Origin of the sequence: Psychromonas ossibalaenae ATCC BAA-1528 (assembly GCF_000381745.1) — a bacterium.
In the GTDB taxonomy this organism is placed as follows: domain Bacteria; phylum Pseudomonadota; class Gammaproteobacteria; order Enterobacterales; family Psychromonadaceae; genus Psychromonas; species Psychromonas ossibalaenae.
Genome location: NZ_KB906987.1, coordinates 1 through 25,454 on the forward strand (window position 1 = coordinate 1; position 25,454 = coordinate 25,454).

General features: G+C 43.9%; 18 protein-coding genes. 11 read left to right on the plus strand and 7 right to left on the minus strand.

Annotated features, from left to right (window positions below; genetic code table 11):
* The 3 genes from G327_RS0111355 to melR form a co-directional block, all read right to left on the minus strand.
* A partial coding sequence (locus G327_RS0111355; protein WP_019614900.1) for an Ig-like domain-containing protein occupies positions 1 to 2,520 on the minus strand: 2,520 nt, incomplete at its 3' end.
* 390 nt (positions 2,521 to 2,910) lie between these two features.
* A complete protein-coding gene (locus tag G327_RS0111360; protein WP_019614901.1) occupies positions 2,911 to 3,375 on the minus strand; it encodes a GNAT family N-acetyltransferase in 465 nt (154 codons plus the stop codon).
* A gap of 53 nt (positions 3,376 to 3,428) precedes the next feature.
* Positions 3,429 to 4,433: a transcriptional regulator MelR gene (melR, locus tag G327_RS0111365; protein ID WP_019614902.1), complete on the minus strand. Its 1,005-nt coding sequence runs from the start codon at positions 4,431 to 4,433 to the stop codon at positions 3,429 to 3,431.
* A 395-nt stretch (positions 4,434 to 4,828) separates the two neighbouring features.
* On the opposite strand from melR, the gene melA reads away from it, so the two are divergent.
* From melA to G327_RS0111390, 5 genes are all read left to right on the plus strand, one after another.
* Positions 4,829 to 6,190, plus strand: a complete 1,362-nt coding sequence (gene melA / locus G327_RS0111370) for an alpha-glucosidase/alpha-galactosidase (RefSeq protein WP_019614903.1) — start codon at positions 4,829 to 4,831, stop codon at positions 6,188 to 6,190.
* Positions 6,191 to 6,292: 102 nt separating this feature from the next.
* Positions 6,293 to 7,675 carry a melibiose:sodium transporter MelB gene (melB, locus tag G327_RS24535; RefSeq protein ID WP_019614904.1) on the plus strand — a complete coding sequence of 461 codons (1,383 nt, stop codon included), beginning with the start codon at positions 6,293 to 6,295 and terminating at the stop codon, positions 7,673 to 7,675.
* 196 nt (positions 7,676 to 7,871) lie between these two features.
* Entirely contained in the window at positions 7,872 to 10,394 is a 2,523-nt protein-coding gene (locus G327_RS0111380) for a hypothetical protein (RefSeq protein ID WP_019614905.1), read from the plus strand.
* A 163-nt stretch (positions 10,395 to 10,557) separates the two neighbouring features.
* Positions 10,558 to 11,802, plus strand: a complete 1,245-nt coding sequence (locus tag G327_RS0111385) for a carbohydrate porin (RefSeq protein ID WP_019614906.1) — start codon at positions 10,558 to 10,560, stop codon at positions 11,800 to 11,802.
* Between the two features lie 381 nt (positions 11,803 to 12,183).
* Positions 12,184 to 13,353: a cyclic di-GMP phosphodiesterase gene (locus G327_RS0111390; RefSeq protein ID WP_019614907.1), complete on the plus strand. Its 1,170-nt coding sequence runs from the start codon at positions 12,184 to 12,186 to the stop codon at positions 13,351 to 13,353.
* Between the two features lie 65 nt (positions 13,354 to 13,418).
* Here G327_RS0111390 and G327_RS0111395 read toward each other — a convergent pair whose 3' ends face one another.
* From G327_RS0111395 to G327_RS0111415, 4 genes are all read right to left on the minus strand, one after another.
* On the minus strand, positions 13,419 to 14,387 hold the full coding sequence (locus tag G327_RS0111395) for a porin (protein WP_019614908.1): 969 nt from the start codon (positions 14,385 to 14,387) through the stop codon (positions 13,419 to 13,421).
* A gap of 538 nt (positions 14,388 to 14,925) precedes the next feature.
* Positions 14,926 to 15,786 (minus strand): endonuclease/exonuclease/phosphatase family protein, encoded by an 861-nt coding sequence (locus G327_RS0111405; protein ID WP_019614910.1) that lies wholly within the window; start codon positions 15,784 to 15,786, stop codon positions 14,926 to 14,928.
* A gap of 68 nt (positions 15,787 to 15,854) precedes the next feature.
* Complete coding sequence (locus tag G327_RS0111410; RefSeq protein ID WP_019614911.1) at positions 15,855 to 17,936, minus strand: metallophosphoesterase family protein; 2,082 nt, start codon at positions 17,934 to 17,936, stop codon at positions 15,855 to 15,857.
* 10 nt (positions 17,937 to 17,946) lie between these two features.
* Complete coding sequence (locus G327_RS0111415; RefSeq protein ID WP_019614912.1) at positions 17,947 to 18,630, minus strand: hypothetical protein; 684 nt, start codon at positions 18,628 to 18,630, stop codon at positions 17,947 to 17,949.
* A gap of 388 nt (positions 18,631 to 19,018) precedes the next feature.
* Here G327_RS0111415 and G327_RS0111420 point away from each other — a divergent pair, with 388 nt between their 5' ends.
* From G327_RS0111420 to G327_RS0111445, 6 genes are all read left to right on the plus strand, one after another.
* Positions 19,019 to 19,489 (plus strand): hypothetical protein, encoded by a 471-nt coding sequence (locus tag G327_RS0111420; protein WP_019614913.1) that lies wholly within the window; start codon positions 19,019 to 19,021, stop codon positions 19,487 to 19,489.
* A gap of 108 nt (positions 19,490 to 19,597) precedes the next feature.
* Positions 19,598 to 20,707 (plus strand): carbohydrate porin, encoded by a 1,110-nt coding sequence (locus tag G327_RS0111425; protein ID WP_019614914.1) that lies wholly within the window; start codon positions 19,598 to 19,600, stop codon positions 20,705 to 20,707.
* A 106-nt stretch (positions 20,708 to 20,813) separates the two neighbouring features.
* Positions 20,814 to 21,326, plus strand: coding sequence for a hypothetical protein (locus tag G327_RS0111430; protein WP_019614915.1), 513 nt, complete (start codon positions 20,814 to 20,816; stop codon positions 21,324 to 21,326).
* 10 nt (positions 21,327 to 21,336) lie between these two features.
* Positions 21,337 to 21,645: a PTS fructose transporter subunit IIB gene (locus G327_RS0111435; RefSeq protein WP_019614916.1), complete on the plus strand. Its 309-nt coding sequence runs from the start codon at positions 21,337 to 21,339 to the stop codon at positions 21,643 to 21,645.
* Positions 21,645 to 22,760, plus strand: a complete 1,116-nt coding sequence (locus tag G327_RS0111440) for a PTS fructose transporter subunit IIC (protein WP_019614917.1) — start codon at positions 21,645 to 21,647, stop codon at positions 22,758 to 22,760. The genes G327_RS0111435 and G327_RS0111440 overlap by 1 nt, the downstream gene beginning before the upstream one ends.
* 99 nt (positions 22,761 to 22,859) lie before the next feature.
* Positions 22,860 to 25,454: a glycoside hydrolase family 38 N-terminal domain-containing protein gene (locus tag G327_RS0111445; protein ID WP_019614918.1), complete on the plus strand. Its 2,595-nt coding sequence runs from the start codon at positions 22,860 to 22,862 to the stop codon at positions 25,452 to 25,454.

A 25,454-nucleotide genomic window follows, 5' to 3' on the forward strand; every position in this document is an offset into this window, starting at 1 on the left:
ATCCCCGATAAGCTTCAAAGCACTCAAATCCAACGACACCGATGTATCGCTGTCGGTTGTTTGAGTGTAGCCCTTCGCTGTCGGCGGATTATTAGGCACGGGAGGATTAGCATCCGCCACATTAACCATTATTAATCCCAAACCGTAGCCGCCGCGTTCATTTTCCACCACATAGGTGGCGGAATCAACCCCGATAAAACCTGCCGGGTTGTAGGTTACTTTGCTGCCGGAAAGCACAAAACGTTCATCTGTCTGCAGCAGCTTAGTGACGCGCAGCGAATCGCTGTCGGCACCACTGATATAAGCGCTTAAATCCACTGTCACAGAAGTATCATTGTCGGTTTCCAAGGTGACATTCTGGGCTTTTGGCGGAGTAGTATCGCGTTCGCTGATACTAATAATCAGTTCACTGCTTTTGGATTCATTCGCGGTTTCCGCCGTGTAGCGGACTCGGGCAATACCAGAAGAGAGGGCCGTCAGAGTCACCGACGGCGAGGCAATAGTACCGACTTTTACCAGCCCCGTAGGGTCATTAACATCGCTTAACTGCCAGTCCAGTCCGGAACTCACGCTCGAGGAAATATCGAATGGGCGAGTTTCTCCCGCTGTCATGCTCAGCACCAATGGATTAACCTGCAAAGGTGCAGGAACTGCAACGGGGTGAACGGTGACCTGTATTTCCGCCTGTGCTATCCCTCCCTTACCGTCCGATACGATATACACGAAACTGTCCAGGCCGCTGAAACTGCCGGAAGAATAGGTAATAGTCTTAGCATCGGTTATCGAAGCACGCCCGGAAGCTGCAATTAGTTTAGTCAGGGAAACTTCATCCCCGTCACTGTCATTCACCAAAGTGCTGATATCAATATCAAGGCTTTCTCCCTGATTTAAAGACACCGCATGGTTTTCTGCTGTCGGCGGGGTATTAGGCACAGGCGGGTTGGCATCTTTCACGACAACTGAAATATATCCGACAGCAAAGCCGCCGCGTTTATCTTCCACCACATAGGCAGCTGAATCAACCCCGATAAAATTTGCCGGAGTGTAGGTTACTGTGCTGCCTGAAAGCTTAAAACGAGTATTTGCCTGCAGCAGCTTAGTCACGCGCAGCGAATCGCTGTCAGTGCCACTGATATAAGCGCTTAAATTCACTGATAAAGGGGTAATATTATCCGTATTCAGGGTAATATTCCGGGCTTTTGGCGGGGTAGTATCGGCCTCACTGATGCTAATAATCAGTTCACTGCTTTTGGATTCATTCGCAGTTTCCGCCGTGTAGGAGACTCTGGCAATACCAGAAGAAAGGGCCGTCAGTGTCACCGACTGCGAGGCAATAATACCGACTTTTACCAGCCCCGCAGGGTCATTCACAGCGGTTAACTGCCAGTCCAGTCCGGAACTCACGCTTGAAGAAATATCGAACACAGTCGTATTTCCAGCTGTCATGCTCAGTACCAGTGGATTGGTCTGCAAAGGCGGTGGAACTGCAACGGGGTTTACGGTGACTTGTATTTCCGCCTGCGCTATCCCTCCTTTGCCGTCCGATACGATATACACAAAACTGTCCAGCCCGCTGAAACTGCCGGAAGAATAGGTAATAGTCTTAGCATCGGTTATCGAAGCACGCCCGGAAGCTGCAATTAGTTTAGTCAGGGAAACGTCATCCCCGTCACTGTCACTCACCAAAGTGCTGATATCAATATCAAGGCTTTCTCCCTGATTTAAAGACACCGCATGGTCATCGGCCGTCGGCGGGGTATTAGGCACAGGCGGGTTGGCATCATTTACGATAACTGAAATTTGTCCGATAGCAAAGCCGCCGCTGCCGTCCTCCACGCTGTACATCGCTATATCATTACCCACATAGCCTGACGGCGTATACGTCACATCCATACCATCCAGAGTAAAGCGGTCTGGCGATTGAGCAAACATGGAAATGGTCAGCGTGTCGCCGTCTGCGTCACTGACTGCCTGCGACAAATCAATAGAAATAGAGGTTTCACTATCGGTACTGCGTCTAATGTCGGCAGCCGTTGGCGGGGTGCTGGAGCTGCTGACATCCTGCACGGCCAGATAAAAAACGGAGGAATAAGTTTTACCCTCTTGAGTTATCAGCCAGGAAAGTGCCGTTACCCCGGCGTGATCAGCCGTCATTGTAGCGCTGCTTCCGTTAATGCTGATATTACTTACCAGCCCTTTAGGATCAGTCACTGAGGTCAGCTGCCATGATTTGTCGCTGTTGACATAAGGTGCTGCATCCATGGTCAGAACCTGGCCTTTATCCACCGTAAAGGAAAACTGCGTCAAAACGGGGGCGTTGGGAGACTGTTTTTGAACAGTATCAAACTCTACATCAGTTGAGCGCTTACACCCTGTCAAGGTAAGCAGTAAGAGCACAAAAATAGCTTTGCAGCTTTGTCTACAAATTTTTATTGCAGGAATACCGCCGCCAGAACCGCCGAAGATGGAGAGCAATGCAATGCCTGTTGAGGTTGTCTTTTTTTTGATGAAAGAGTTCATGTGATTAAACCTTGCTTATTAAGTTGTGTGTTGTTGTTTGTAAATTGCTCATGATAATAAGAAGCGTGTTCTTGATTTGTAAAATCAAGAACTGTGATTTAAACTCAATAAGTGTGAAGTTTTTTGCAACATGTTGAACAGTAACTGTTTTTTCATTTTCCTGACGGAGTGGTTAATATCCTGGTAGTAATAAATTATTATACGTCTCCAAATGCTGAGCTAAGACTGTAATGTATCGTAGATGTTGTTTTTATGCGGTTTTCGAGCTGCAGGCTGTGATTTGTGATGTTTTGCTAATCTTCGGGTAAAAGATGATTAATTGATGTTGTGCTGTTAACGCGAGCTTAACAGCAAAGCATACAAATAAACTGCGGCTTGTTTTTTGCCTGTTTATTTACTCTTAAGCATCTCAATATGTGCGATGCCGTCTTGATCATCATAGGGTTTGCATACCGCTGTAAAGCCCAGCTTCTCATAGAAGCGTTGTAAATACAGCTGTGCAGAAATACGGGTCACCTGGCTGGGATATTCTTTTTCGATCAGCAGCAGCGCTTTTTTAGTGAGTTCTTTTCCTAGTCCTGAGCCTCTGCTTTCTTTGCTGGTCAGAGCACGTCCGATAGAGGGCTCCTGATATTTATGTTTGGGAAACACAACGCGTAAATAAGCCGTTATTCGGCTGGATTCAGAATCATCAGATTTTTGTACAAAAAGGTGCCAGGAATTTTTATCCAGACCATCGGCGTCCAGATAAGCACAATCCTGTTCGACAATGAAGATTTCCTGGCGAATTTTTAGTATTTCATATAATTCATCTAATGAAAGCTGTTCATATTTTTTACAATGCCATTCATACATATTTTCCTGCCTCCGTTTTTATTGATGCCGCATTTTATAAGAGAAGTACCTGTTTATTTTAGAGATGTGCCCACTGGATTTCTGCCGTCACAGGCGCCTTTTTCGAGATTCTGCAGCGGACTGACGCCTTTTTGCAGCCAGCGGTGATCTTCACGGCTTAAGACCCGGTAACGTGTTGGTGTTATGCCTAAATAGCGCTGAAAAGTATGATAAAAGCGGCTGCTGGAGTTAAAACCGACAGTCAGTGAAATATCAAGAATAGTGCGGTCTGTATCGCTGAGCAGTGCTCTGGCATGATTAATTCGCATTGCTGTTATGTACTGTTTAATAGTCAGCTGCATAACGCGTTGAAACAAACCCATCGCATAGTTGGCATGCAGGCCGATATGATCCGCTATCTGCTGTATTGTTAAAGGACTGTCGTGATTCGCTGCAATATAAGCGAGCATTTGACGTACGTAAAACTGCGAGTGTTTGGACACTCCCTGGCTGCTGGATTTCTCACACTGGTTGCTTAACAAGCGTTCCCAGCCGTCTAGGCAGATGCGCTTAAGCATTAAGCAGATTTCATCCGCTACCAGCTGCTGGCGGCCGGGAGCCGACTGCTCCATTTCCGATGTCCAGCGCTCAAGCTCAAACTCACTGACCAGCCCGGGGCGGGATGACTGCAGCACTGCCCCGTGGGTTATCTGGTTAAGCAGTTCGCGGCTCAAGGGCCAGGAAAGGAAAAGGTGTATGGGTATATTGATTATGCCCATATTATGACTTTGACCGGGATCGGTTAAACGGTGCGGGACCGAGGCCCAGAAAAGGCAGATACGGCCTGCTTTAAGGAGCAGCGGCTGACCGTTGATAATATATTCCACATCATCACCGAAGGGGATATTGACCTCTACCTGGCCATGCCAGTGATAACCCGGCATCTCATGGGGAGGGCGTAATTCAACATCAATTTGATCATAGGATGAATACAGCGACAGAGGGCTGACGGTGACACTTTCCGTTGAATAGGCATCTATTGTTTCCAGAGTTAACTCAGGGTCAGTCGGTGTTTTCATCACAATTCCGAGGTTAAAAATACAGTCCCTAATATGTAGCAGATTATGTCAATTTAAACTCAGATGCGGATCATAGTCTGAAAACTTCTGGAAGATATTGTAACCTATTGATATAAAGAATAAATCCTTTAAATATCTGATGCTTATCTAAGCATTTCAGCTTTCATTTATTTTCTCTGCTGATAAGGAGCCTGTTGATTGAGCATAGCGATGCAAAAGAGCATCTGTTATCTGCTCTAATTTGTCTCATTTCCTAAGATTTTCTACTGCCTTAACAGGGATCTGAGAAAACAGGACATTGATAAGTTTATTCGAGGAGATGCGCTCAGCGGCGTTATGTAATGATGCTGTTATCGAAACGAAATGAAATAACATGAAATAAGGATACAAGTAACATGAAAAACCCGAAAATAGCCTTTATCGGCGCAGGCTCTACGATTTTTGTGAAAAATATTCTTGGTGATATTTTTCATAAAGCCTCACTTAAAAATGCAGATGTCGCTCTAATGGATATTGATCCAGAGCGTCTTGCAGAATCCCATTTAGTGGTTAACAAATTAATGGATACAGCGGAAGCCCGTGGTCAGCTTAGCAGCCATACCAGCCAGAAAGAAGCGCTTCAGGATGCAGATTTTGTGGTTGTAGCTTTTCAGATTGGTGGTTATGAGCCTTGTACTGTCACTGACTTTGATGTTTGTAAGCGTCACGGTTTAGAGCAGACGATTGCTGATACCTTAGGGCCGGGCGGCATTATGCGTGCACTGCGTACTATTCCTCATCTTTGGAAGCTTTGCGAAGATATGACTGAGATCTGCCCGGATGCCGTAATGCTTAATTATGTAAATCCGATGGCAATGAATACCTGGGCAATGTATAAAAAGTTCCCGAATATTAAGCAGGTTGGTTTATGTCACTCGGTTCAGGGAACGGCTGAAGAGTTAGCGGATGATCTTAATATTGATGCTTCCGAGCTGCGTTATGTCTGTGCAGGTATCAACCATATGGCTTATTACCTGTCGCTGGAGAAAAAAGATGCGCAGGGTAAATACGTCAGTGTCTACCCGGATATGCTGGCTGCTTTTGAACGTGGTGATGCACCAAAAGCTCGTAAAGATCATCTGCGCTGTCAGAATCTGGTTCGTTATGAGATGTTTAAAAAGCTCGGATACTTTGTGACTGAGTCGTCTGAGCATTTTGCTGAATATACGCCTTACTTTATTAAACCTAACCGTCCGGATCTGATTGAACGTTACAAGGTGCCGCTGGATGAATATCCGAAACGCTGCGTTGAGCAGATTGCCGACTGGAAAAATGATCTGCAGGAGTTTAAAAACGGTGAAAAAGTGGAAGTACCGGCTTCCAATGAATATGCCAGCGTGATTATCAACTCCATCTGGAGTGGTGAGACGAGTGTGATTTACGGCAACGTGCGTAATGACGGCCTGATCAGCAATCTGCCTGAAGGCTGCTGTGTTGAAGTGCCTTGCTTAGTTGATGCGAACGGCATCCAGCCTACAGCAGTCGGCCGTCTTCCAAGTCATCTGGCTGCTCTGATGACCACCAATATTAATGTTCAGACCTTAGTGACAGAAGCCATTACTGAAGAGAAACGCGAAAGTATTTACCATGCTGCTATGTTAGACCCGCATACAGCTGCCGTGCTGGGAATCGACGAGATTTATGCCCTGGTTGATGATTTGATTGAATCCCATCAAGGCTGGCTGCCTGAGTGGATTTATAACAACTCTAATGATTAGGTCTATTTTAACCAGCGTAAATAAATAGAACATTATTGGACTGCTGTTACCGCTGATAAATCGATGCCCTTCGCTGTGGAGGGCATATTTAGGAGAAAAATTATGAGTTTAACAATGAAGACAAAGTTGAGTTACGGCTTTGGCGCTTTTGGTAAAGACTTTGCTATCACCATTGTTTATATGTACCTGATGTTTTACTACACCGATGTCGCTGGTATTTCTGCGGGCGTGGTCGGGACTATTTTCTTAGTTGCACGATTTTGGGATGCGTTTAATGATCCTATTATGGGCTGGGTGGTAAATAATACCCGCAGCCGCTGGGGTAAATTCAAACCCTGGATTCTTATTGGTACCATCGCTAACTCTGTGGTGCTGTATATGCTGTTTCAGGCTCATTATATTGAAGGACCATGGCTTATCGTTTATGCCTCGGTTACTTACATTTTATGGGGCATGACTTATACCTTAATGGATATTCCGTTCTGGTCATTGGTGCCGACGCTAACGCTGGATAAACGTGAGCGTGAAGAACTGGTTCCTTTCCCGCGTTTTTTTGCCAGCTTAGCATGGATTGTGATCGCAGCGATTGCGATGCCGTTTGTCGACTATGTGGGTGGAGATGATAAAGGTTTTGGTTTTCAAATGCTGACGCTAGTGTTGATTGTCTGTTTTGCACTGTCGACATTTATCACTCTGCGTAATGTAAAAGAACGCTACTCGACTGCTAACTTAGACGACACTAAAGTTGAAGATAAAGTGCCGCTTAAGAAAATGATATCGCTTATCTACAAAAACAGCCAGCTGAGTAGTTTGTTATTTATGGCGCTGTCTTACAACACTGCAACCAATATTATTATGGCGTTCGCAGTTTATTACTTCACTTATGTTGTTGGTGACCCTGATCTGTTCCCGTATTACATGGCATATGCCGGTATCGCAAACCTTATCACCCTGGTGTTATTCCCTAAACTAGCTAAGCTATTCTCCCGCCGCCAACTTTGGGCCGGTGCGTCAATCTTCCCTATCCTAGGCTGCGGAGTATTGATTTATATCGGTATGAACGATTCGCAGAGCATATTTCTGATTTCAACTGCCGGCATACTGCTGCAGATAGGTACCGCGCTGTTCTGGGTACTTAACGTGATCATGGTCGCGGATACTGTGGACTACGGTGAATACAAATTAGGTGTGCGCTGCGAAAGTATTGCTTATTCGGTACAGACTTTAGTGGTCAAAGCCGGCTCTGCGTTTGCTGCTTTCTTTATCGGTATCGCACTGACATTAGTTGATTACGTGCCTAATGTTGAACAGTCTGCCGATACCATTTTAGGCATGCAGTTCATCATGATTGGTCTGCCAGCCTTATTCTTTGCCGTCACGCTGGTTCTGTACTTCCGTTACTATAAATTAAACGGCGCTTACCATGCCAAGGTGCAAGCCCATCTGGAAGATAAATACGACGGTGCTGCCGTACCTCAGTCTTAACAGCTAACCGGGCAGGCTGTGCATAAATGCCGGTCTGTCTGTTTTACCCCTTTTAACAAATACCTGTTTATCCCGTCTCTGCTGCTGACTTTATTCGGCTGTATTTCAAGGGAGGGTATTTGACTGCCTGAATTTGGCGGTAAATGTAACAGCAAACAGCATAAAACTAATCTGATGTGATTTTGGAGAGAAAAGTATGAAGTTGAAGTATTTAGCATTTGCTCTATCCGGTGCGCTGGCACTAAGTGGATGTAATGATGACAGCAGTAGCGGGGGCTCAAATACGGGCCCGGAGACTGAAAACCTGAGCGTAAAAGGAATGGGCTCGGTAGGTACTGTTTTAGAGGGAAACTTTGATATAAAAGAGGGCCAGAGCAGTGCAGATGTGTCCAGCGTGAGATGGCTCATCTCTGACACTAAAGATGCTGATTATGTGCCTATCTCCGGTGCAACGGAAGAGTCGCTGCTGATAGACCAGGCTCAGCTCCATAAATATATTAAATTTGAAGTCTCTGCTGTTGGTGAAGACGGAACTGTCGGAGAGCCGAGCTTAAGTGAAGCTGTGGGGCCGATAGATATTAATATTGTCAATAATCCGAGTTTTGATAATAAAGGGCTGGGCTGGAGTTACGATGTAGCGAATATTAAAGGTTCATTTACTTATCAGGGAGAAAACCGTGGACGTATCGCGATCGGTGCAGATCACGGTATTACCCAGACGATTACCATTCCGGAAACGGCTTATTATGATCTGTCTGCTTATATCAACAGCACAGGTGCTAATGCAGAATTTGGTATCAAAAATCTATTTGATGAGGTGCTGATTAACCGTACTGCAGCTGTCAGCAACAAGTATAAATTCTCAAAAGTAACCACTATTCCACTGGAAAAAGGCGAGCAGGTCAAAATATTTTTCAACGGTTCCAATGACAGTGCGGTGAATGTGGATAACGTTAAGTTATCAAAAACGGACAAGGACGAGCTGCCGGTATTAAATCAGGTTATTCAGTTTGCTGTGGATCAGCAGTCTGGAGAAACCGGCATTAACAAAAATGATAAGACGATTGATTTTTTTGTGCCTTATAACACCGATATCAGCAGTTTAACTGTGAGCGCAATGAGTGTATCACAGGATTCAACTTCATCAGTGAGCACTGGCGACATACTTGACTTCACTGATCCTGTCAGCATTGAACTGATCGATAAAGACGGCGGGACTGAAACCTGGACGGCGGCTGTTACTGTTAAAGATAAAGAGGTGGCAATCAGCTCATCAAATGAGAGCCTGGAAGATTCCTTTAACTGGGCAATTGATAAAACCAAACAGTTTGTTATGACCGGTAAAAACGGTCTGGTGAACCGCGATGAGAATAATAATGACGGCAGTGGACGAGCGGATTACCTGCCTTCCTACTGGGCTGGTTATTATGACAGAACCGCATTTTATTCAAGAGACTTTCTGCATCAGGCTGCCGGAGCAAAACTGGCTGGTTTAGATAATGAAAACTTTTCAATGTTCGAGATCTTTGCTCATCATTCAACAGAGTCCCGCAAGTGGTATACGCTATGGGCGGTTAACTTTGACGGTAGTCCGCATACCATTGATTACGTGCATGATGATTACTTTGTAAGGGAAGTCCCGGCGCAGTTTGAGTTTATTGAAAAAGCCTATGAGCAGTTCCTGTGGACCGGTGACCGACGCTATATCGAAGATGAACAGTTATGGCTTTTCTACACAAAAGTCATGACAGATTATATCTACCTGCATGATACGCAGACTAATAACGGCGTTGCTGAAGGTTACGGCGGCATCTTTGAAGGCTCTGCAACTTACAATGAACGCGGCGAGTTTCCCATTGAGGCCGGTGACGGTATAGGTTCTCAGTACCAGGCGATGGTTGCTTATACAGCGATGCTGGAAGCGCGCGGAGAAACCAGCAGTGCGCAGGAATGGCGTACTAAAACAGAAGAGTTTAAAACGTTTTTCAATGAAGACTGGAGCGTGGCGGATATTAATAACCCCGAAGCTAACTATGTCAATATTGTTCAGAAAGACGGTGTGCGCCTGAATGATTTCGGTAAAGAGAACAGCTGGTTTATGCCCATGAAACTCATTACTGAGCCGGGTCCTAGAAATGATAACTACCTGGACTTTATCTCTGCCAATGTAGGTGACGGCATCGGTTCAACGCCTGAAGCACCGCATAATATCGAAGCCTACACCTACCTGCCGGAAACTTTCTTCCCTTACAACCGTAATGAGGAAGCCTGGAAATGGATGGAATATATCATCAGTGTACGTGAGCTGCCGCATGAGCGTCCGACACAGGGAACCAACGGTGATTACCCGGAAATTTCATTTACCCTGATTTCTCATACCATAGAAGGCTTGATGGGTATTGAACCTGATGCTGCCAATGATGCTGTAGTAACCGCTTCGCACCTGCCGCAGGATATCAGCTGGTTAGAAGTGCAGTATCTGCAGATTGGTGATCAGGAGCTGGCGGTAAGGCATGACGGCATTACTAGAACAGCTCTAACTAACGACTCTGACAGACCGTTAAACTGGGAAGCAAGGTTCTACGGCGACTACGCGCAGCTTAGCGTTAACGGTTCATCTCAGCCTGCACAGCAGAAAGAGGTTAACGGTGTGTTAGTGAGCTATATCGAAGTCACTGTCGATCCGTCTGCAGTTCTTACTGTGGAAGTGACTAACTAAAACATTCAGCGCCGGCAGGGAGCAGCACAATTCGGCGCAGCAATAACTTTCCTCGACAGTTTACCTGTCGGGGAGCATGTGAAGAAAAAGCAGCAGAGCGTTGCTTTTTTTTTGCCGAATTTTGTGAAAAGTCTTTTAATTATATTTTAAGTGAGGAAAAACAATGAATTATAATCGTCTATCGCTTGCTGTTGCGGCCGCTTTATTACCTGTGACGGTACTAGCTTCAAATGTGAATGAAACCCAGGAGAGCCAAAGTGTTGATGATCTGCAGCAGCAGGTTCTTGCAAACACTGCTGATATTGCTGAGGGGGTAGTGTTCTCTGGTTATGCGCGTTACGGTCTGCACTACACCGACGACCTTTTTGAATATGTCACTGCCGATGGTCAGCTTGCCGGTAATGCCACCGGGCGTTTAGGTAATGAAGGAAACGGCGGTGAGTTTCAGTTTTCTAAAGCGTTTAAATCAGATGACGGCGTTGTCTGGGATATTGTGCTGATGATGGAACACTGGAGTGATGAGATTGGTCTGAAAAAATTCTATGCAGGCGCGTCAAATGTTTTTGCTTCACAACCGGATCTGTATTTATGGGCGGGGCGGGATTTCCATCAGCGTCCAGCGCAGGCACTTAATGATTATAAATGGATGCAGCATGACGGTCAGGGCGCAGGTTTTTATAATTTAGATCTGGGGGGGCTGAAGCTGGATCTGGCCGGTGTTGCTGAAGTTGACGGGGTCAGCGACAGCGGCAATTATGCGCTTACTTCTAAACTGCACGGTATCAGTTTAACAGACTCTATCGACCTCAGCCTGCTGGCAAACTATGGTTTTGAAAGTACTCAGTATGATTTAGAGACAGGCAATGAAATCAATCAGAACAGCAGTACTGCTTACCAGGTTGGTGCGGTTATTGACAGCCGCTGGTCAAAAGGTTCAAACCAGTTTGTTGTACGTTATGCGGATAATGCTGACAACACAGTATTTGCAAAAACAGAAGATTTAACCACTTTATACGCCAGCCTTGAAGGTAATGTTTCGCTAAGTGAACAAGTCGCTGTCGAGTATTTAGCTGCTTACCATAATCTTGAAAATAAGAAAGATGCAAGTGAAGACCGTACTAACTACAGTACCATTGTCCGCCCTATGTATTTCTGGAATAACGTGCATTCTACCTGGTTAGAAGCGGGTTATTCACTGGTTGATTTTAATAATGCCGGTGAAAACAGTGCATGGAAAGTAACACTGTCACAGAATATTAGTTTTGGCAAAGGCAGCGGTGAACGTCCGATGCTGCGTTTTTATGCAACAGTTGGTGAAGCGGATAATCAGGTGAATTATTCACAAAACAGTTATGAGCCGGAACAAGATACATTTGCTGTTGGTGCAATGTGGGAAGCCTGGTGGTAAAAAAAGCCTATTTAAATAACTTATAAATAGTAACAGACGGAAAAAGTTTGCCGACCAGACCGTCTGTTAAACACAGAATATAACTTAAATTATTTAATGCAAAATAAACCCCTTCATTGACAGCATGTTCTTCTGTTTCTTATCTTTGCTTAATGTTGTTTTTCTTGTTTTTTAATTGAGCAGTTAGCTGTTTGTAAAATTTAAGCTGTTAACTCGAACAGATATAAGCTGTATTCGTCTACCTGTTTATTCCGCCAAAATAGTGATGCTTTCATTGGCGCTGCGGGCCTGATTACGGTCTATATTATATATTATCGACATCACTAAATAGTCTCCTGTAAAGCTGGTGCTGAGATATTTACAAATGCGGAGTTGCAGATCATGATTGTTGAGCAGCGTATTTCTGAAGTTTGCGTGGGTATGTATATTCTGGATATCACCTCCCCGAAAGGAAAATTCCATCTTGCTAAGGCTGGCTGGATTGAAAATGAACAGATCTTGAAAGGTTTTAGAAACAAAGGTATAGAGCGCGTCCTTATCGATACCAGTAAACAAAGATCGCTGACTAAACCTGCTTTGTTACCCGCAGAGAAAAGTAGAATCTTTTTTCAGCAGGAAGTGGTTAAAGCAAAACATGTATTTGATGAATCTAAAGATATCCAGAAAAAACTGTTTCATGACGCCCAGAACGGCTGCCCTTTAGATCTGGAGCCGGTCAGTAAAATCACCGATGAGTCTATGGATCTTATTTATAACAACCCCAGTGCGCTTGCCTGTGTGCTTAATATTCGTCGCAAAAATGAATACTTACTGGAGCATTCCGTTGCCGTTTCTGTACTGGTGACTATTTTTGCTTTTTTTATGCACTTAGAAAAAGAGACTGTCAGGCAGCTGGCTATTGGTGCTTTTCTGCATGATGTCGGTAAGGTGAAAACTCCCGCCAAAATACTCAACAAAGAGGGGAAATTAAGCGACAATGAATTTGCGATAATGAAGCAGCATGTTATTCATTCTATTGATATTATTAAAGCAACACCGGGTATTAGCAAGCTGAGTTTAGAGACCGCGACTCTGCATCATGAAAAACTGAATGGTATCGGTTATCCCTACGGTGTTAAAGCCAAGCAGATTTCAGTTTATGGGCGGATGATCACTATCTGTGATATTTTTGATGCGCTCTCATCCAGCCGCTGTTATAAAAAGGGATATTCTCAGGTTAAAGCCTTCAGTATTTTACGCGCCTTAGCTGAAAACCATCAGTTAGATGCGGATTTAGTGGATACGTTTATCCGCTGTATGGGGGTTTATCCGGTGGGGGCTTTGGTACAGCTGACTTCAAACAGGTTAGCAATTGTTGAATTTCTTAACCGTAAAGATCCTATTCGTCCCTGGGTGAAACCCTTTTACTGTCTGCAGCCGAAGCATTTTGAAATTGCACAGGCTATCGATTTAGCCGTCGCTAAAGATGAGCAGATTGTAAAGTGTGTCAGAGCTGATGATTTTGATTTAGATATGCACATGATTATGGAGTTTTTAGCGCATGAGGGATAGTTCTTTTCGGGCAAAGCAGCGTCCGATGTCGCCCTGCCTACTAGTATCTTAGATAAACACTTGTTTTAGAAACGAACTTCCATACCTGCCAGGTAAGCAAATTCTGAATCGTCCATATCAGAGTAACCTACTTCTGCGTACACTATAACGTTGCTGTGCAGCTGCTGAGTTACATTGGCGTAAACTGCACTGGTTTTATCATCTACACTATTTTCTTTTGGATTCCAGTAAGTGTAACCCAGTACATAGGTGGTTTTATTCATAACATATGAACCGGCCAGAGCCGCTGTATCCACTTCAACTTTAATAGATTTGTCAATTGACCCCTGATATTCAACCTGACCGAATGAAGCTGCAAATGCAAAATCATTAAAGACATATTCAACTTCAGCGTTATATCCGTCGATATTCACATCCATTCCGCCGTTGAAAATATCAAACTTGTTTGAGTGAACACTGTCGCCTGAGTAAAAATATACACGTGCATCTAAATCATTGAAGCGGGCACCAATACGGCCGTCATAAATGGTTGTTTGATTTTCTGTTGTTGATTTTCCATCGCTTTCTAAAAGAGCTGCAGCCCCTAAGTAGAACTGACCGTTGTCGAAAACGTATTTAGCAACTTGATCGCCGTTGTCTTGAACAAAATCGATACCTTCACCGGCAAGTTCGTAATCTTTACCAATACCGGAATCATCGGCAAATAAGTTTTGGCGTCCAAAAGTAAGCGTACCGAAATCGCCGCCTAAACCAACCCATAGTTCATCGCTGGTGACATCTCCTGACTCCATTTCAAATGCGATACCTGCTACAGCATTGAGCTTTTCAGAAACTGCAATTGTTGTATTAAGTGAAAGATCACCGTCATCTAGACGAAAATGTGCTTCACTGTCGGCAGCATATTCCTGGATGTATTGAATTTCAGCTGCACCGGCAAAATCGACTTTAACACCCTCTGTTTCATAGAGAGTGATCCCGGCATTTGCTGTGCCTGATGCGCTGATAACTGCTAGTGCTAGAAGAGTTTTTTTCATTATATTTATTGCCTTTCTTAGTTATAAGGGAGTGCTTATCTGCAGCTTCCCATTGGTGGTTATATTTAGAGCTCTTATTTTGAGCTTCTTTTTTACAGCCCTGATCACCCCCCTGTCTCAAACAGCAGAGTGAATAAGGAATGAGTCATTGATAGAATTTGTTCTGACGGTGTTTATATTTGATTCTTTAAATAAAGATATTGAGCATCGCTTATTTAAAGTTTTAAGTGCGGAGACTTAACTGATCGTAAAACGGGTCGGAAATATCAATTTTCTGTAGATATAAAAATAGCGTCCACTATCTATTTTTGGCTACCGGCGTTTTTTACCATCATAAGTATCGCTTTGAACACCGTCTTTACACTATCTTTACACTTCTCTTTTTTTTACTTTATATTGAGGTGCTTACCTGCATTTTTCTGCATATAAAAATGCACAGAACATGCGGGACAGCACAGTATTATATTTCTATTATGTTAGCGCCTGCTTATCGTGTAGAAGGGAGGAAATAACTCCCCCCTGAGTCTTTATTTTACAGTTACTTGAAGCTCACATTGGCAATAACAGGTAAATGATCTGATGCATATATGCCGTCTTTTATGACGTTTTCATACTTAAAGGTATTTACATTCAGCTGAGTGTTTACAAAAATGTAATCAATATCTTCAGTGGGCTCTTTACCATATCCATGGTAGGTATAATCATGATCATCAATACTTTTGAATGGTGTTTGAGCTGCTGTTTTTGCATCTTCAAACAGATCGGTCAACGCTTTATAGGAAGCAGTGTCGCTTCTTTCAAAATTCAGATCGCCTAAAACGATCACCGCATCTGAGCCGTTTCCAATAATCTTTTCTGCTTTTTTACTTAATAAGCGTGCACTTTCCTGACGTGCTGTTTTGCCGATATGATCAAAGTGAGCATTAAAGACCAGTACGCGTTTACCCGTGTCTTTTTCTTCTAATCTCACCCAGGTGGTAATGCGGGGAAGTTCAGCATCCCAACCGAGACTTGCTACAACGCCCGGCGTATCTGAAAGCCAGAAAGTGCCTCCGCCTAATTTCACGTATTTATCTGTCCGATAAAAAATAGGCACCGCTTCGCCTTTTGTATTGCCGTCGTCACGGGCAACACCAACCCAGCCGTAATCAGGTAAATTTTGAGCGAGATAAATAAGCTGATCGTTAAAGGGTTCCTGCAGGCCTGCAATATCAATTTTCTGCTCATCAAAAATAGAGACAACAATTCCTTTGCGGTTTTCCCAGGTGTTATTTCCATCGTAACTGCTGCCTGCCACGCTGTCTTTGCTGTTTCGAACATTAAAGCTCATTACATTAAAATCCATCGCAAATGACGGGGCTGCCAGTGTAAATAATAAGACTGCTGCTGTTTTTTTCATTTTCTAATACCTTTTAAAGTTATGTATATAGGCCTGTTTGGCCCCGGTTAATTTAAAATATATTGATTTTATTTCAGGTCTTTAATCGTTCCTTTATTCAGGTCCAGTGTGAAATGATCACTTGGATTGCCGTTGGCAAATTTTGTTAAAATTCCGAACAAGCCGCCGAAACGCTGCTTGAAGACAGTGCCGAACGGACTGTCGGCATTAATCGGTTCAGAATTAAGGTGCTGTGCGAGAGTTTCTGCCAGCAGGCTGTACTGCGGAATTCTGCCTCGCTGTACATCTTTAAATGCCAGCTCGTCAGCGTTGCGCAGGCGGTAGAAGTCAACGGCCAGGTCAAAACCGTTCCAGTCCGCGAATGCCTGTAGATTTAGATTAGATTCGGCGGCCAGTTCGGCAGCTTTTTCGGATGCCTGGCGCCATGCTTTGTTAAAAGCAGGGTCTAGAATCTGTTCCGGCGCAAAACTGCTGTTTTGCTCCTGACAAATTTCTATTGCCTGACGACCTTTGGTGAGGGCGTTAACTTGATCCTGACTGATTGGGCTTTCAAGCTGACTGAGGATCAGCATCTGTCTGCCGTCTAAGCTGAATAACATCTGCTTTAAATCGCACGGCCATTCTTCAGGAAGAAAGCGCATACGCGTTAGTTCGGTAATATGCCAGTTGGTAAATTCATAGTAGTTATGCGCGCCGAGGATATCTTTGTTCCACAGCTTGTCTGAACCTGTCGCTTTGAGATGTTTCCACTCCTGCTGGTAGTGTTCGAAAAGTTCATCAAAACGGGGTACCTCATCCAGTATGACTGTTTCGACTTCTACCTGCCCGGCTGGTTTAAATGTCAGTAGTTTGTATGCGGGAACGTAGGCAGCCATTGACGGCGCCTGAATATTGAATAGAAAACTACCGTCTTCATAGCGTTTAACACCGGTATCGTTAAAGTGCATATGACCGCCGACATGCAGTTTGATACCGGTTTTCGCTAGTGCTCTGCTGACATCCTCTTTAGGAGATCTGGCCATCTGGAAGTTGCCGGGGCCAAAGATATCTTCGATGCTTTCAGCTGCGCCGTTATAAAATTCAGTCATCGGGAAATGGCTGAATGCGACCAGTGTTTTGCCTTGTTGTTCAGCGCGTTCAACGATCTCTTTCATCCACTCAATCACATGCTTTTTATGGGTCAGCATTTTGTTATAACCTGCATCACCGGAGCCGGCGAAATTAGCGGCTGCCTGCGGCTGATTAAGATCTGCATCGGCTTGCGGGGTATAAACGTTGGCATCAATGGCGAGCAGCCAAAGCCCGTCGACGGGCTCTACTAGGTAGCTGGTATCCGGAACAGAAGTGCAGGAGGTATAACCTTCCTGTTTGTATTCACCACCCGTCCCCTGATGACAAATCTCATATTGACGCTGTGTATAAGCCGCTTGTTTACTGGCGGTTTTGAAATTGTAATTTTTTTCGTTATAGCTGGAATAGGGGGTTTCCCAGTAGACATAGTCCGGCTGCGGGTAAAAGCCAAAGTCTCCCAGTTCGTCCATCAATCCTTTATAACCTAACTCGCGGATCTCTTCGCTGCAGATTGTCGGCAGTTCATGTCCTGCATCGATTACTGCAGAGTCACCTTGATATCCCTGACATTCTTCAGCGCCGCGACTGAAGATACGCTGGGTTTTACCTTCTTTGCCTAAAAAGTCTGGTTTACCGCTAGCGCGCCCGAAGGGGCGAACCGGATCATGGTTACCGGGAGCAGCAAAAAATTGAATGCCGTGTTCTTTACTGTAAGAGTCGAGAATTTTCTGTAATCCCCGGGCATTAACTGACTGCCCGTCGTCGCTGAAATCACCAGGTAAAGAGACATATTTTACGCCGCGTTTAACCACATCATCGAGTGCCGCAATGAGCGTAAAATAGTTTTCATTAAATAGACGGGTAGAGGTCAGCTGCGCGTACATACTGCGGATCGTTGCATACTCTCCACTTTTGCTATTTTTAATACCCTGATAGCTGCCGTCTTCAAACTGACCATATACGTCATGAAAGTGTATATCGGGCATAAAGGCAACTTTCACTTGTTCGGCCGCAGTTACTGAGGTGCATGCGCTGAACAGGAGCAGAGAAGCTAAACTGTTTCTGGTGAATTGATTCATTTTTATTTCCTTAGGGAACGGTTGTTAACAATGGATGGTTGTGAATAGGGTTGGTGGCTGTTGAATTTTTTTGTCTGCTGAAAAACGCCGCTAAGCGGGCCGTTATTAAATGCACAATGTGATACAAATATTTTATGAAGCGAGGCTGGGAATCGGGATAAATAATTAATAAAGTTATGTGAAAACAGGTGGTTAACTGTGAAATAAGGCTGAGAGTAATAGTCTGGAAAGAGAGAATAAAACGGGAAACTGCTTTGAGGAAAATGGTTTGAAAAGAGAAAGTTAAGTGCGGGATGAGGTAAAAAGAAAATGCTGGTTCTCCTGCGTTTCGGTAGCAGCTGAGCATCTGGCTAGATGCAGAGTCATTACAGATATGAGCCAGTAGTGCTTGTCTAACGCTGCGCAGTTTAACGGTACTATTGTGAGTTTCCTGTGAATTTAGATTATTTGATATTTTCCGGACGCGCTTAGCTGCAAAGAGCTGTTCACTAAGGCGTGACCACAATTTACTCCACTGTAAAGAGATATCATCGGCCTCTTTTTCGGAGTCTGAATTTGAGCCGTGGTTATTCAGATCTGCTTCCTGAGGTAAAAATAAAAAAAGGATATTTTTAAAAAACACAGCAGCAAGAGGAACTAAAATATCAGTTCCCTGCTTCACCCTGTTTCTTAAAAAATTTAATCTTTTTGTCATTTTTGCAGCTCGTTATTAGTAAATTCCTAATTATCATAACAGTAATTTTTCAAATACATCTTCGACTTTCATCACATAATAAAATAAGCGCCTGAAATTTATTAAATTGCTGGTTTAAGGTGGAAATTGTAACAATTTTATTTTTTAGTAATCAATTTTCAGGTCTGCACTGGAGCATCTGCACTGCTTTTTTCTGTCACTTTATACCCGCAGGCGGCAAGGTTTGGCTGTAGATTCTGAAGTGTTTCTAGTGAGCTAAAATAATAAAAAAATAATGTCTATTAGGGCGTTCATTGAAAATTGCTGTGCAGAATTTGTGCGTTTCTTCACAAATTATTATGCTTTTATTTTGTACCATGCCCGCACTTTTCGACAGGGATAATATCCGATGAATAATTTTCTTAACGCTGTATTTATTTTTAGCAAAGGTATTTTTATATCTTTGCTAAGCAGTGTTGTGGAGTTTTTTATTCTGCGAAAAACTAATCATCTGACTAAAGCCTGCACCGTGGAAGACAGTGAAGCAGATCTGCAGTCTGAGCAGTGGTCTGCACTCTGGTCCAGTGCTTCATGTTTACTTCCCTGCACCAATAGACAATATGCGCAGCACAGTGATTTCATTTTGAAACGCAAAGCGCAGAACGCTTTTTATGTGAACCTGCATCTACAGCAGACAATCAGTGCTCTGTCTTTTATCGTTAGCGTTTGTTTTATCAATATTATTAAAATTTGTCAGTACAGCATTCTTGAAAAAAGTGATTTTATTTTCAAGATAATCACCATACCGAGAAAACACAGCCGCTTCCAAGCCGCTGTGTTTTTTTTTGCTCTCAGAAAAATTAAGGAGGTACCTATGTAGGAAATATGCCGTTTAGGGGCATGTTTATTCAAATTCGCTTTACCGTCAGTCTGCGCGCAATGTCTGCGTGAGCAGGCTCTATTAAAATATAACTTTGGAATTTAATTTATGAATTTTTTTAAAATATCTATTACAGCAGCCGCTATGGCTGCATCATTCTCAGCCGCTGCCGGGATTAATATTATTGATAATGAAAAAGGCAGCTTTTCTATCGGCGGTGATGTTGAATTTGATTTGAACTATGAACAGAAGAGTGATGCAGCTGCCGGTGATGACAGCTCGCATTTTGATCAGACTGGACGTATTTTGATTGAATTTGCAGGTGAACGTAAAACCGAATCCGGTCACTATTTAAAATTTAAAGCACAGCCGTTAATGGATAGTTCAGGTGCAGTTAACCTTGATGATTCATGGTTTTCTTTTGGAGTGAAAGACAGCTGGGAGCTGCGTTTGGGACGTTTTGAGGCATACGATATGTTCCCTGTCGGTCAGGATACTTTTCTGGAATACTCTGGTGATACTGCGAATGATCTTTATACGGATAACGCCGGTTATATGTATCAGCTGAAAGAGGGACGCGGACGTGGAGGTGAGGCCGGGCAGGTCATGTATAGCCACCGGTTTGCTAATTTATATACCGAAGTTTCGACTATGATTGGTGACCGCACCGAATTATTTGCAGATACTTATCACGGTAAAGCTCTTGAAGCTTCAAGTGACTCGATCATTGTTCGGCCTGTTGTGGCTTATCAGACGAATAATTTTCGCGTGGCCGCTTCAATGGAAGCTAATTTAGTTAAAGATGCGGTTATATTTGCTGACGGTAGTGCCGGTGATGTCGGTAATCGTATCGGTTACGGTGTAACTGCCAATTACTCGCAGGGTGATCTTTCAGTCGATGTGAATGCTGCTTACCTTGATGCACTTAATGAAGCAGACTCCACTTTGGCTATGAATGTTTTATGGAAAGGGTTTGGGCTTGGTTATGTTTACGGAGTGAATGATTTTGATGCGGCTTCCGGCTGGCATGACGGTAAAGTTGAAGTTCAGACCGTATACAGCTCTTATCAGTTTGCAGATATTTTTGATGTTAATGACTTTTCAATCTACGTTGGACTTTACCATACAAACCTTACCGATAAAGGTATTTCGCTTGCTAGTAATTTTGCTGAAGGAGATGATTTTGGCGGACGAGTTCGTTTTAAATATTTTTTCTAAACTACTTTTCAATTAATTATCACGTCAATGGAACGTGAATTTAATCACATATTTTAATAGTTTTATTTTGTATTATGCCGGCACTTTACGAGAGAGATTATATCCAATGAGCAATTTTCTTAACACTGTATTTATTTTTAGCAAAGGTATTTTTATATCTTTGCTAAGCAGTGTTGTGGATTTTTTTCTTGTGCAGAAAAGTAATCAGTTTAGTGAAGCCTGCAGTATAAATCATAATGAAACAACTCAAACGACAGAACCTGTCTCTGAGCAATGGTCTGCAATATGGTCCTGCGCTTCTTTGTTATTAACCCGTAAAAATAAGCAGCGGGAAAATCAGGAAGCTTCTCTTTCGACGCAAAATGCTTCTTGTTTGTCTATGTATATTCAACAGACCCTAACGACATTATCTTTTATTGTTACAGTTTGTTTTATAACTATTATGAAAATCTGCCAGTATTCAGTTCTTGAAGACGCGGCTACTTCTTTAAATAAAATAATTACCCCGATTAAACACAGCTTCCTACCAGTCGCTGTGTTTTTTTTTACATTAAACAAAATCATCAAAACACAGCTGCTGACAAGGCGCTGTGTTTTTTTTTACAGTAAATTAAATTAAGGAAACATCTATGTTTATCGTATGTATTGCAGCTTGCCCTACTGGGGTCGCACACACTTTTATGGCGGCAGAAGCACTGGAAGTTAAAGGCAAGGCACTTGGGCTGGAAGTTAAAGTTGAAACACAAGGCAGTATGGGGGCTGATAATATTATTACCGCTGAAGATCTTGCCCGTGCAGATGCGGCAATTCTAGCCGCCGATGTTGCTGTTAATGATGTGGAACGTTTTGCTGATATTCCTAAAATTGAATGCAGCGTGGCAGACCCGATTAAACACGGTGATGAATTATTTGAGGCTCTCATTAAGGAGTTTAACTAATGAGCAAATTTAAGAGTGAAAAGAAATCCATCGGCATTGAATTGAAAAATGCCATTATGACCGGTGTGTCCTACATGCTTCCGTTTATTATTGCCGGTGCAGTGCTGATGGGCATAGCCCGTATCGGTGCCTCTATGTACGGAATCGATAATATATGGGACGCAGCCCATGGTGAGTCTGCTAATACGTTTGTACGTCTTTTCCATGATTTTGATGGTTTCGGCGGCCTGGCTTTATCATTTATGCTGCCGGTTGTGGCCGGTTATATTGCTTTTGCAATTGCGAATCGTCCGGCGCTTGCGCCGGGTATGATCGGCGGTTTATTAGCGTCGAATCTCGGAACAGGTTTCCTTGGTGCGCTGGTTGCCGGTTTATTAGCGGGTTACATTGTTAAATATCTGGCTGCAAAAATTAAACTGCCGAAAGCGCTGGCTTCAGCCGGACCTATCTTCCTTATCCCGGTCGGCGGCACACTGCTGGTTTGTGTCATTATGATGTATCTCGTTGGTGGTCCGCTTTCCAGTTTAAATAGCGGATTAGAAAACTGGCTGCTGGCGATGAGCGGCACTAACAAGATTGTGCTGGCGGCTGTTATCGGCGGCATGGTTGGATTCGACCTTGGCGGACCGGTGAATAAAGCGGCTGTTACAACGGCAATGGCACTATTAGCATCGGGTATCTACGATCCTAATACAGCAGCTCAAGTGGCCATTATTATCCCGCCGATCGGTCTAGGAATCGCGACCTTAATCTGGAAGAACCGTTTCCCTGAGTCACTTCAGGAAGCCGGCAAAGCCTCGACATTAATGGGTTTTATCGGTGTATCTGAAGGGGCAATCCCGTTTGCTATCGCCAATCCAAAAGTAATCATTGTTAATGTAATCGGCTCTGCGACCGGTGCGGCTATGGCTGTCGGCCTAGGGGCTGTTAATAAGGCGCCTATTTCAGGTTTTTACGGCTGGTTAGCTGTTGACGGCTGGTTTGTTTACGTTATCTCTATTGCTGTCGGCTCTGCCATTATTGCGCTCGGTTCATTACTGTTTTTCACCGGTGAAGCGATTAAAGCACCCGAAAAACCAGTAAGCGCAGCGCCAAAATTCGCACTTAAACGATAGTTCTTATCACTGATACAGCCGTGCACTAACGGGCGGCTTTTTTCTCTTATAAACTTTTTTACTCATTACATGGAGTGGGCTTCTGCTCATCTAGAATATATGAAAAATGTTCATCTAATTCAGCATACTCACTGGGATCGCGAGTGGTACTTTACCGAAAATGATTCCAAAGCATTACTTTATTATTTCATGGATGATCTGGCCACGCGGCTTGAAAACGATCCGGCACTAGGGCCTTTTACGCTGGATGCACAAACGGTCGTGCTCGATGACTACTTAGAAATTGCACCGGAAAATAAACAGCGCATTACTAAGTTAATTCAGGAAGGGCGCATTTTAATCGGTCCCTGGTACAGTCAGACAGACTTCCTGGTGGTAAGCGCAGAGTCAATGACACGCAATCTGCTGCTGGGCATTAATGACGCTAAAAAATTCGGTCCGGTGATGAATATTGGTTATGTACCCGATTCATTTGGACAGATGGAGCAGCTTCCTATGCTGCTGAATGAGTTCGATATCGATCGGGCGGTTATCTGGCGCGGCTGGTCTGAACATGAAGTAAGCACCACTGAGTTCAACTGGCAGAGTGAAAACGGCAGCAGTGTCACTGCCGCAGTTCTGCCGTGGGGTTACGGATGTGCCAAATGGCTGCCGACGGAGCCGTTTGAAGCACTGCCGGTGATCATAGAAAAAGCACGTAAACAGAGTGAATTTGCAGCATCCGAGTGCATTATGCTGCCCAACGGCAACGACCAGTCACCGTTTGAATATCAGGTCCCGGGCATGCTTGATGAGATAAATGAGGGGCAGAAGGAGTTTAATTTTAAGAACAGCAGTTTTGATCTGTTTTTTGATGAACTGCAGGAAAACAGCGATCACCTGCCGCTGTTTAAAGGTGAATTGTTATCACCTAAATACATGAGAATTCACCGTGGTATTTTCTCAACGCGTATGGATATCAAACTGTTGAATGCCAAATTTGAAAAAACAGTGAGCCGTTATCTGGAGCCGCTGCTGACCTTAAATATGGTTAACGGTCTGCCGTATCCACAAAATGCAGTGAATAATATCTGGCGCGAAGCGATGAAAAGCCACGCGCATGACAGTATCGGCTGCTGTAATTCAGATCGGGTTAACAGCATGGTGGCAAACCGCCTGCAGTCCGGTATTGAAGTAGCAGAGCAGCTTATTGAACTTAATTTCAAAAAGTTATGTGATGGTATTAAAGCTGTTCAGGACGGCACCAAAATCATTATCTTCAACAGTATTCCTAAAAAACGCGAAAGTTTTGTGGAATTTGTTATTTACACGCCTGAAACCTCATTCTCACTGAGTGATGCGGCAGGTGAACCGGTCAGTTATCAGATTACTGCTGAATCTAAGCAGGATATGTCGACCATTATTCAAGAGCTGTCTAATGAGGCTACTACAACCTGGTATCGAAAATTAACCATACAGGCAGATGTTAAAGATATTCCTGCATACGGTTATAAGACAATATATCTCAATGAAAGCCTGCCGGCTGCCGGCAATGTACAGCCTGTGGAAGTTAATGAACATGAAATCAGTAATGACTGGCTGCAGCTCAAATTAAATGATGATGCTTCAATTACTTTAACAGACAAACGCTCAGGTATTACTTATAACAATGTTTTTGAATTAGTCGACGGCTCTGACGAGGGGGATAACTATAATTTCTCTCCACTGTTAAAAGACTGTTTAGTCAGCAGTATTGGTCAGCCTGTCAGCTGTCGAACCTTCAAAGGTGAATTAAGCAGTACATTGAAACTGAGCCACATGCTTTGCGTGCCTAAAAATATCAGTGAGCGCCGTGCGGGAAAATGCACAACGGAGCTGCTGGTTGAGCTTGAACTGACCATCGCGAATAACAAACCCTTTGTTAATGCTAAGGCAACAGTGCATAACAATGTTGAAGATCACCGTATTCAGTTGTTATTCCCGACGCAGGTAAGCTGTGCTTCTCATTGTGCCGATCAGCCTTTCGGAATTATTTCACGGCAGAACCGCCCGGCGGCTATGGATCTATGGGAGCAGGAAAAATGGACTGAAGCGCCGGTAGCTCTATATCCGATGCAGAGCACGGTGATTATGAACGATCAGAAAAACGGACTGGCGGTTGTTGCGGATGGTATTCGTGAGTATCAGATCCATGAAGAGCAGCAGGACAGTATTGCGGTCACTCTCTTGCGCAGTGTCGGCTGGCTGGGCCAGGCTGATCTGACTTATCGTCCGGGGCGTGCATCGGGCATGGTGCTTCCCTCTCCTGATTCGCAGATTCAAGGTTCTCATGAGTTCGATCTGACATTAATTCCACAAAATAACGGCAGCGATCAAACCTTCTGGAAATTAACTGAAGAGCTGAAAACGGAGCCGCTTACTTATGTCGGTACAGACTGGTCAAGATTCCGCATGAACAAATATGCCGCCTCCTATGCACATGAAGTCAGTCTGTTTAAGTGGGACACTGAGCTGCATTTCAGCACCATCAAAAAGGCGGAAAATTCAGAGGAAATGATTGTCCGTGCTTATAACCCGTCATTCAACACGCTGGAAATGGGAACATTTAACAGCACCCGTTCCGTCTGCCGCGCTAATTTAGCGGAAAGCAGACAATATAATTCAGACACTAAGGTGCTTCCATGCACACCTGTTACTTTAAAAGTTGAGAAATAA

What these genes read in the sequence shown, in the direction of transcription:
- G327_RS0111360 (WP_019614901.1), bottom strand. Translation starts at nt 3,375, where the DNA reads ATGTATGAATGGCATTGTAAAAAATATGAACAGCTTTCATTAGATGAA.
- melR (WP_019614902.1), bottom strand. Translation starts at nt 4,433, where the DNA reads ATGAAAACACCGACTGACCCTGAGTTAACTCTGGAAACAATAGATGCC.
- melA (WP_019614903.1), top strand. Translation starts at nt 4,829, where the DNA reads ATGAAAAACCCGAAAATAGCCTTTATCGGCGCAGGCTCTACGATTTTT.
- melB (WP_019614904.1), top strand. Translation starts at nt 6,293, where the DNA reads ATGAGTTTAACAATGAAGACAAAGTTGAGTTACGGCTTTGGCGCTTTT.
- G327_RS0111380 (WP_019614905.1), top strand. Translation starts at nt 7,872, where the DNA reads ATGAAGTTGAAGTATTTAGCATTTGCTCTATCCGGTGCGCTGGCACTA.
- G327_RS0111385 (WP_019614906.1), top strand. Translation starts at nt 10,558, where the DNA reads ATGAATTATAATCGTCTATCGCTTGCTGTTGCGGCCGCTTTATTACCT.
- G327_RS0111390 (WP_019614907.1), top strand. Translation starts at nt 12,184, where the DNA reads ATGATTGTTGAGCAGCGTATTTCTGAAGTTTGCGTGGGTATGTATATT.
- G327_RS0111395 (WP_019614908.1), bottom strand. Translation starts at nt 14,387, where the DNA reads ATGAAAAAAACTCTTCTAGCACTAGCAGTTATCAGCGCATCAGGCACA.
- G327_RS0111405 (WP_019614910.1), bottom strand. Translation starts at nt 15,786, where the DNA reads ATGAAAAAAACAGCAGCAGTCTTATTATTTACACTGGCAGCCCCGTCA.
- G327_RS0111410 (WP_019614911.1), bottom strand. Translation starts at nt 17,936, where the DNA reads ATGAATCAATTCACCAGAAACAGTTTAGCTTCTCTGCTCCTGTTCAGC.
- G327_RS0111415 (WP_019614912.1), bottom strand. Translation starts at nt 18,630, where the DNA reads ATGACAAAAAGATTAAATTTTTTAAGAAACAGGGTGAAGCAGGGAACT.
- G327_RS0111420 (WP_019614913.1), top strand. Translation starts at nt 19,019, where the DNA reads ATGAATAATTTTCTTAACGCTGTATTTATTTTTAGCAAAGGTATTTTT.
- G327_RS0111425 (WP_019614914.1), top strand. Translation starts at nt 19,598, where the DNA reads ATGAATTTTTTTAAAATATCTATTACAGCAGCCGCTATGGCTGCATCA.
- G327_RS0111430 (WP_019614915.1), top strand. Translation starts at nt 20,814, where the DNA reads ATGAGCAATTTTCTTAACACTGTATTTATTTTTAGCAAAGGTATTTTT.
- G327_RS0111435 (WP_019614916.1), top strand. Translation starts at nt 21,337, where the DNA reads ATGTTTATCGTATGTATTGCAGCTTGCCCTACTGGGGTCGCACACACT.
- G327_RS0111440 (WP_019614917.1), top strand. Translation starts at nt 21,645, where the DNA reads ATGAGCAAATTTAAGAGTGAAAAGAAATCCATCGGCATTGAATTGAAA.
- G327_RS0111445 (WP_019614918.1), top strand. Translation starts at nt 22,860, where the DNA reads ATGAAAAATGTTCATCTAATTCAGCATACTCACTGGGATCGCGAGTGG.